This window comes from Mesorhizobium sp. GW821-FHT07A06 (assembly GCF_059419085.1).
This window is the reverse complement of sequence record NZ_JBWKRC010000007.1, coordinates 332,333-340,659: the sequence shown is the minus strand read 5'-3', so window position 1 is coordinate 340,659 and position 8,327 is coordinate 332,333. Positions and strand designations below refer to the sequence as shown.

At 64.5% G+C, this 8,327-nt stretch carries 5 protein-coding genes; 4 read left to right on the top strand and 1 reads right to left on the bottom strand.

The genetic code is table 11. The annotated features are described in order from the left end of the window. Together glmS and AC07SZ_RS23510 are read left to right on the top strand one after the other, a co-directional pair. On the top strand, window positions 1–1,284 hold a 1,284-nt coding region (gene glmS / locus AC07SZ_RS23515), incomplete at its 5' end, for a glutamine--fructose-6-phosphate transaminase (isomerizing) (protein WP_494916071.1). Between the two features lie 91 nt (window positions 1,285–1,375). Continuing rightward, window positions 1,376–2,128: a DUF502 domain-containing protein gene (locus tag AC07SZ_RS23510; protein WP_056576606.1), complete on the top strand. Its 753-nt coding sequence runs from the start codon at window positions 1,376–1,378 to the stop codon at window positions 2,126–2,128. Here AC07SZ_RS23510 and recG read toward each other — a convergent pair. Further along, on the bottom strand, window positions 2,080–4,188 hold the full coding sequence (recG, locus tag AC07SZ_RS23505; protein WP_494916069.1) for an ATP-dependent DNA helicase RecG: 2,109 nt from the start codon (window positions 4,186–4,188) through the stop codon (window positions 2,080–2,082). The genes AC07SZ_RS23510 and recG overlap by 49 nt on opposite strands. 92 nt (window positions 4,189–4,280) lie before the next feature. On the opposite strand from recG, the gene AC07SZ_RS23500 reads away from it, so the two are divergent. Both AC07SZ_RS23500 and mfd read left to right on the top strand, forming a co-directional pair. After that, a complete protein-coding gene (locus AC07SZ_RS23500) occupies window positions 4,281–4,568 on the top strand; it encodes a succinate dehydrogenase assembly factor 2 (protein ID WP_172373642.1) in 288 nt (95 codons plus the stop codon). A 131-nt stretch (window positions 4,569–4,699) separates the two neighbouring features. After that, window positions 4,700–8,197, top strand: a complete 3,498-nt coding sequence (gene mfd, locus AC07SZ_RS23495; RefSeq protein WP_172373644.1) for a transcription-repair coupling factor — start codon at window positions 4,700–4,702, stop codon at window positions 8,195–8,197. The last annotated feature ends 130 nt before the right edge of the window (window positions 8,198–8,327 follow it).

Sequence of the window (8,327 nt, the reverse complement as noted above, 5' to 3'; positions counted from 1 at the left end):
GGCCATGGCGACGGCGAGATGTTTCTGGGGTCCGACGCCATCGCGCTGGCGCCCTTCACCAATTCGATCACCTATCTCGAGGACGGCGACTGGGCGGTGGTGCGCCGCGACAGCGTCGCCATCTTCGACATCGACGGCGGACAAGTCGAGCGCAAGCGCCAGCAGTCGCTGTCGACCTCCTTCATGGTCGACAAGGGCAACCGCCGCCATTTCATGGAGAAGGAGATCCATGAGCAGCCCGAGGTGATCTCGCACACGCTGGCGCATTATGTCGACTTCGTCTCCGGCGTCTCCAAGCCGCTCGACCTGCCGTTCGACTTCGCAGGGATCAACCGGCTGGCGATCTCGGCCTGCGGCACCGCCTATCTCGCCGGCCTGATCGGCAAATACTGGTTCGAGCGCTATGCGCGGCTGCCGGTCGACATCGATGTCGCCTCGGAGTTCCGCTACCGCGAGATGCCGCTGTCGGCCAACGATGCCGCCTTCTTCATCTCGCAGTCGGGCGAGACCGCCGACACGCTGGCCTCGCTGCGCTACTGCCGCAAGGCCGGCATGAAGATCGGCGCCGTCGTCAATGTGCGGGAATCGACCATGGCGCGCGAATCCGATGTGGTGCTGCCGACGCTGGCCGGACCCGAGATCGGCGTCGCCTCGACCAAGGCCTTCACCTGCCAGCTCTCGGTGCTGGCCTCGCTCGCGGTGCGCGCCGGCGTGGCGCGCGGCACGATCTCGAAGGATGAGGAGAAAACCCTGGTGCGGGCGCTTTCGGAAGCACCGCGCTATGCCAACCAGGTGCTCAAGCTCGAAGAGCAGATCGAGCGCATCGCGCGGGACCTGTCACGCTATTCCGATGTGCTCTATCTCGGCCGCGACACCAATTTCCCGCTGGCCATGGAAGGCGCGCTGAAGCTCAAGGAAATCTCCTACATCCACGCCGAAGGCTATGCGGCGGGCGAACTGAAGCACGGGCCGATCGCGCTGATCGACGAGAACATGCCGGTCATCGTGATCGCGCCGCATGACCGCATCTTCGAGAAGACCGTGTCCAACATGCAGGAAGTGGCGGCGCGCGGCGGCAAGATCATCCTGATCACCGACGGCAAGGGGGCGGCGCAGGCGAGCGTGAAGACGATGGAGACGATCATCCTGCCGGACGTGCCCGAAATCATCTCGCCGATCATCTATGCGCTGCCGATCCAGATGCTGGCCTATTTCACCGCCGTCTTCATGGGCACCGACGTCGACCAGCCCCGCAACCTGGCGAAATCGGTCACCGTGGAATAGGGGCCGCAACAGGCGCTCTTTAAAAACTTCGCAGTTCCAAACGGCCGTCCGGTTCACTAATGTTGCGCTGCAACCCGCGCCCCGGTGAACCATGTCCGATGCTCCGAAGACCTCCGGCATGACCCGGCTGAGGAACTATTTCCTCACGGGTTTCATCGTCTGTGCGCCGCTGGCGATCACCGCCTATATCGCCTGGTCGTTCATCGGCTGGGTCGATTCCTGGGTAAAGCCCTATATTCCGGCGCGCTACAGCCCCGATACCTATCTGCCGTTTCCGGTGCCGGGGTTTGGGCTGATCGTCGCGCTGATCCTGATCACGCTGATCGGTTTCCTCGCCGCCAACATTGTCGGCCGCGCCATTGTCGGTTTCGGCGAGCGCCTGCTCGGCCGCATGCCGCTGGTGCGCGGTATCTATGGCTCGCTGAAGCAGATCTTCGAGACCGTGCTGTCGAACAAGGGCGACATGTTCCGCCAGGTCGGGCTGGTCGAATATCCGCGCAAGGGCGTGTGGTCGCTGGTCTTTGTCGCCAGCGAAAAAGAAACCGAGATCAATGAGAAGCTCGACCAGGAAGGCGATCCGCTGATCGCCGTGTTCATGCCTTGTACGCCGAATCCGACAACCGGATTCCTGATGTACGTGCCGAAGTCGGACATCGTGCTGCTCGACATGACGATCGAGGACGGCGCCAAGCTGATCGTCTCGGCCGGGCTGGTGGCGCCCGAGGTGAAGACGAAATTGGTGACGCTGAACGGCGAGCCGATCAACGGAACGGTCGCCAATCCGCCGCTAGGGCCTCATCCGGCGCGCAAGAGCCGCACCGCCTCGTCGCGGCCGAACAAGTAGAGCAGCAGGCGCAGCGCCTCGCCGCGATCGGACTGCAGCTCGGGGTCGCGCGACAGGATCAGCCTCGCATCGTCGCGGGCGGCTTCCAGCAGATCGGCATGCGCCTCGATGCGCGCGACCTGGAACCCCGGCGTGCCGGACTGGCGGGTCCCCAAGAGCTCGCCTTCGCCGCGCAGTTTGAGGTCTTCCTCGGCGATCAAAAAGCCGTCCTCGGTCTCACGCATCACCGACAGCCGGCGTTTTGCTGTCTCGCCGAGCGGATCCTTGTAGAGCAGCACGCAGGAGGAGGGCTTGCCGCCGCGCCCAACGCGGCCACGCAGCTGGTGCAACTGCGCAAGGCCAAAGCGTTCGGCATGCTCGATGACCATGACGGTGGCGTCCGGTACGTCGACACCGACCTCGATGACCGTGGTGGCGATCAGGATGCGGGTCTCGCCCTCCTTGAAGGCGCGCATGGCCTCGTCCTTCTCGGCGCCCTTCATGCGGCCATGGACGAGGCCGATGCGGTCGCCGAACAGCGGCTTCAGCGAAGCGAATCGGTCCTCGGCCGACATCAGCTTGATCTCTTCCGATTCTTCCACCAGCGGGCAGATCCAGTAGATCTTCTGGCCTCCGGCGACCGCGTCCTCCATGCGGCCAACCAGTTCGTCGAGACGCTCGAGCGGCAGCGTGACGGTGCGGATCGGCTGGCGGCCGGCCGGCTTTTCCGTCAGCTTCGAGACATCCATGTCGCCGAAGGCGGTCAGCACCAGCGTGCGTGGGATAGGCGTCGCGGTCATCACCAGCATGTCGGGCGCATCGCCCTTGGCGGTGATGGCGAGCCGTTGGTGAACGCCGAAGCGATGCTGTTCGTCGATCACGGCCAGGACCAGGTCGTGGAAGGTGACCGTCTCCTGGAACAGGGCGTGGGTGCCGACGACGATATCGATCTCGCCGCTCGCCAGACCAGCCAGCGTTTCGGTGCGTTCGCGGCCCTTCTCGCGGCCGGTGAGGATGGCGATGCGCAGCCCGACCTTGGCGGCAAGCGGCGCGATCGTCGCCAGATGCTGGCGCGCCAGGATTTCGGTCGGCGCCATCAGTGCCGCCTGGCCGCCCGCCTCGACGGCGCGCGCCATGGCCAGCAGGGCGACCACCGTCTTACCCGAACCGACATCGCCTTGCAGAAGCCGCAGCATGCGTTCGGGATCGGCTAGGTCCGCATTGATTTCGGCGAGGGCGAATTCCTGGCTTGCGGTGAGCGAATAGGGAAGGGCCGCACGCAGTTTCTCGACGATGCGGCCGTCGCCGACCAAGGGACGGCCGGACAGACGGCGGATCTTTGCCCGCACCAGCGCCAGCGAGACCTGGCCCGCGAGCAACTCGTCATAGGCAAGACGCCGCCAGGCAGCGCCGTCGATGGAAACGTCGATCGGGTCCGCCGGATTGTGGATACGGGTGAGCGCGTCGGCAAAGGTGGGAAAGGTATGCCGGCGCATGAAGGCGCCGTCCTGCCATTCCGGTAATTCGGGCAAGCGTGCCAGCGCCTGGCCGATCGCCCGGCGCAGCACCTTGCCCGAGAGCCATGCGGTCAGCGGATAGACCGGTTCGACCAGCGGCAGGTTTTCCGCCTCGCTGGCCAGCGCGATATGATCGGGGTGGACCATGGTCGGGCGGCCGTTGAACCATTCCATGCGGCCCGAGACCACGACATGCTCGCCGATAGGCATCGTCTTTTCGAGGTAGGCGGCGTGCGCATGGAAAAAGGTCAGGCCGATTTCGCCGGTATCGTCATGGGCGTAGACCCTGTAGGGCACGGACCTGTTGCCGCGCGGCGGAGGCTGGTGACGGTCGATGCGCAGGTCGAGCGTGACGATCTGGCCTTCCGCGGAACCTGCGATGCCCGGCCGGCTCCGGCGGTCGATGACGGTATGCGGCAGCACGAACAGAAGGTCGCCCGCGCGGGCCGCGCGATCGCCAAGATCAGCGGCGACGACCTTCTCGATCAACGCGCCAACCTTCGGCCCGACGCCGGCAAGCGAAGTGATCGGGACGAACAGCGGATCGAGTATGGAAGGACGCATAATGTCAGCTTATGTCGCGACGGCCTCAGCGCAAGGCTGACAGCACCTTCTATCCACGCTATATGCGCCGCAGCAAGCGAGGATGCGGCACAATGACCGGAACGAAACGATCAAGCGAGGGGCTGGACGCCCACCGCCGCAAGCTCTTGTTCCGTTCCTGGCATCGCGGCATGCGCGAGATGGATCTGATCCTCGGCACGTTCGCCGACGCGGAGATCGGTGCCTTGACCGACGAGGAAATCGACCAATATGAGAGGCTCCTCGACATTCCCGACACCGAATTCCTGCCGTTGATCACCGGCGAACGGCCGATCCCGGCGGATATCGATTGCGCCGTCCTGCAAAAGATCCTGGCGTCCCGCCGGACCATTACATTCTGAACAAAAGCAATTCCAGGAAAAGTGCGAAGCGGTTTTCCGTCCGGAATTGCGACAAACTGAAAACAAGCAATTCCAGGAAAAGCGCGAAACGGTTTTCCCATGGGAATTGCGATAAACAAGACCGTGATTTGATGAGCCTCATTCCCACCATTGGTCTGCCGAAAGGCCGCGCCGGCCAGTTCATCGTCGATGGCGTCGCCGACGGCTATGAAGCCTTCGCGCTGGTGCAGGCGGCCCTGGAAATCGCGCCCGACAAGCCGGTGCTGTTCGTGGCGCGCGATGGCCAGCGCCTGCCGGCGATCATCGAGGCGCTGGCCTTCGCCGCACCCGGCCTGCCGGTGCTGGAACTGCCGGCCTGGGATTGCCTGCCCTACGACCGAGTCTCGCCCGGTTCGGATGCCGCCGCCAAGCGCCTCGATGCGCTGACCGCCATGATCGCGCTGGCCAAGAAGCCGCATCGCGCCGTCATCCTCACCACCGCCAATGCGCTGCTGCAGCGCATTCCGCCGGCCGATCTTGTCGAGGCGCAGACGTTTCACGCCAGGCCCGGCAACCAGATCGACATGAACGCGCTGGTATCGCGGCTGGAGACGTCAGGCTTCGAGCGCGTGCCGACGGTGCGCGGCATCGGCGAATTCGCGGTGCGCGGCGGCATTCTCGACCTGTTCGCTCCGGGTTGGACCGAGGCGCTGAGGCTCGACTTCTTCGGCGACACGCTGGAATCGATCCGCGTCTTCGACGCCGCCACGCAGCGCACTACCGGCCAGCGCAAGTCGATGGCATTGCAGGCGATGAGCGAAGTGGCGCTGACGCCCGAAACCATCAGCCGCTTCCGCCGCTCCTATATCGAGGCCTTTGGCGCACCGCAGCGCGACGACGGGCTTTACGCGGCGGTCAGCGAAGGGCGGCGGTTTGCCGGCATGGAGCACTGGCTGCCGTTCTTCTACGAGCGGCTGGAGACCGTGTTCGACTATCTGCCGGACACGCCGGTTGTCTTCGACCATCTGGCGCATGAGGCGTTGGCCGAACGCCACACGCTGATCCTCGACCACTATGAGGCGCGTAAAAAGCAGGCCGACGCCGCGCTGAAAGATGCGGTGCCCTACAAGCCGGTGGCGCCCGATCTGCTCTACCTGTCGCCGGAAAACCTGATCGCCTCGCTCGGGCCGCGTGAAGCGATCGATTTCACGCCCTTTGATGCTCCGGATGCCGGTGCGAAAAAGGTCTATCACGCAGGTTCGCGCCACGGCCGCAGCTTCGTCGAGGAGCGCGCCGATCCGAACGTCAACGTGTTCGATGTGGTCGTCAGGCACATCGCCGACGAGCGCGCCGCGCGCCGCCGTGTCGTCATCGCCGGCTGGACCGAGGGCTCGCTCGACCGGCTTGGGCAGATCCTGGCCGAGCACCATCTCGGCAATCTCAAGCAGGTCGAGACGCTGGCGGAAGCCGAACAGCTCGAGCCGGGGCAGGCGGCTCTTGCGGTGCTGCCGCTCGAATCCGGCTTCGAGACCGAAAAACTGGTCGTCGTCGCCGAACAGGACATTCTGGGCGACCGGCTGATCCGGCGTTCGAAGCGAAAGAAGCGCGCCTCCGACTTCATTGCCGAGGCCTCGGCCTTGTCGGCCGGCGATATCGTCGTCCACGCCGACCACGGTATTGGCCGTTTCATCGGCTTGCGCACCATCGAAGCGGTCGGTGCGCCGCATGATTGCCTGGAAATCCACTATGCCGGCGACGACCGGCTGTTCCTGCCGGTGGAGAACATCGAGCTTCTGTCGCGTTACGGTTCGGACTCGGCCGAAGCGACGCTGGACAAGCTTGGCGGCGGCGCCTGGCAGTCGCGCAAGGCAAAGCTGAAGCGGCGCCTGCTCGACATGGCCGGGCAACTGATCCGCATCGCCGCCGAGCGGCAGATGCGCGCCGCACCGGCGCTGGTGCCGGCTGAAGGCCTCTATGACGAATTCTCAGCCCGTTTCCCCTATGAGGAGACCGACGACCAGCAGACGGCGATCGATTCGGTGCGCGACGATCTTGGCGCCGGCAAGCCGATGGACCGGCTGATCTGCGGCGATGTCGGCTTCGGCAAGACCGAAGTGGCGCTGCGCGCGGCCTTCATCGCGGCCATGGAAGGGTTCCAGGTCGCCGTGGTGGTGCCGACGACGCTGTTGTCGCGCCAGCATTTCAAGACGTTTTCGCAGCGGTTTTCCGGCCTGCCGATCCGTGTCGCCCAGGCCTCACGGCTGGTCGGCGCCAAGGAACTCGCCGAAACGAAGAAGGCGCTGGCCGAGGGCCAGGTCGACATCGTTGTCGGCACCCATGCGCTGCTCGGATCCTCGATCTCGTTCAAGAATCTCGGCCTGCTGATCATCGACGAGGAGCAGCACTTCGGCGTCAAGCACAAGGAACGGCTGAAGGACCTGAAGACCGATGTCCATGTGCTGACGCTGTCGGCGACGCCGATCCCGCGTACGCTGCAACTCGCGCTGACGGGCGTGCGCGAACTGTCGCTGATCGCCACGCCGCCGGTCGACCGCATGGCGGTGCGCACTTTCATCTCGCCCTTCGATCCGCTGGTCATTCGCGAGACGCTGCTGCGCGAGCGCTATCGTGGCGGGCATTCCTTCTATGTCGTTCCGCGCATCAGCGATCTCGCGGAAATCCATGATTTCCTGAAGGAATCTGTTCCTGAACTGAAGGTGGCGGTTGCCCATGGCCAGATGCCGCCGGGCGAACTCGACGACATCATGAATGCCTTCTACGACGGGCAATATGATGTGCTTTTGTCGACCACGATCGTCGAGTCCGGTCTCGACATCCCGACCGCCAACACGCTGATCATCCACCGCGCCGACATGTTCGGCCTGTCGCAGCTCTACCAGTTGCGCGGCCGCGTGGGCCGCTCCAAGGTGCGCGCCTATGCGCTGTTCACGCTGCCGGCCAACCGCAAGCTGACCGACACGGCCGAACGCCGGCTGAAAGTGCTGCAGTCGCTCGACACGCTCGGCGCCGGCTTCCAGCTCGCCAGCCACGATCTCGATATCAGGGGCGCCGGCAATCTTCTGGGTGAAGAACAGTCCGGCCACATCAAGGAGGTCGGTTTCGAACTCTACCAGCAGATGCTGGAGGAGGCCGTCGCCGAGGTGAAGGATTCCGGCGAGGTGCAGGATGGCGGCTGGTCGCCGCAGATCGCCGTCGGCACGGCGGTGATGATCCCGGAAAGCTATGTGCCGGACCTGCAGCTCAGGCTGGCGCTCTACCGCCGTCTCGGCGACCTAGAAAACACCGAGGAGATCGATGCTTTTGGCGCCGAACTCATCGACCGGTTCGGCCCGCTGCCGGACGAGGTGAAGCATCTCCTGAAGATCGTCTTCATCAAGGCACTTTGCCGCAAGGCCAATGTCGAGAAGCTCGATGCCGGGCCGAAGGGCGTCGTCATCCATTTCCGCAAGCGCGAGTTCTCCAACCCGGTCGGCCTCGTCAAGTTCATCGGCGAGCAGGGTTCACTGGCCAAGATCCGGCCGGACCACAGCGTCGTCTTCACCCGCGACTGGCCAACGGCCGAGAAGCGTCTGGCGGGCTCGGCGGTGGTCATGACGCAACTGGCAAGGCTGGTGGAGAAGGCGGCATAGCCTACCCAGCCCATTCGCCAGCGCTGAAATTCCGGTCTAGAATAGGAAATCGGCTTCGTGTATGGAGCCGCCAACCCATATAGGGGTGGAAATGCGGGCGAGGGTGTTCGCCGGAAAGAGCGTTGGGTGC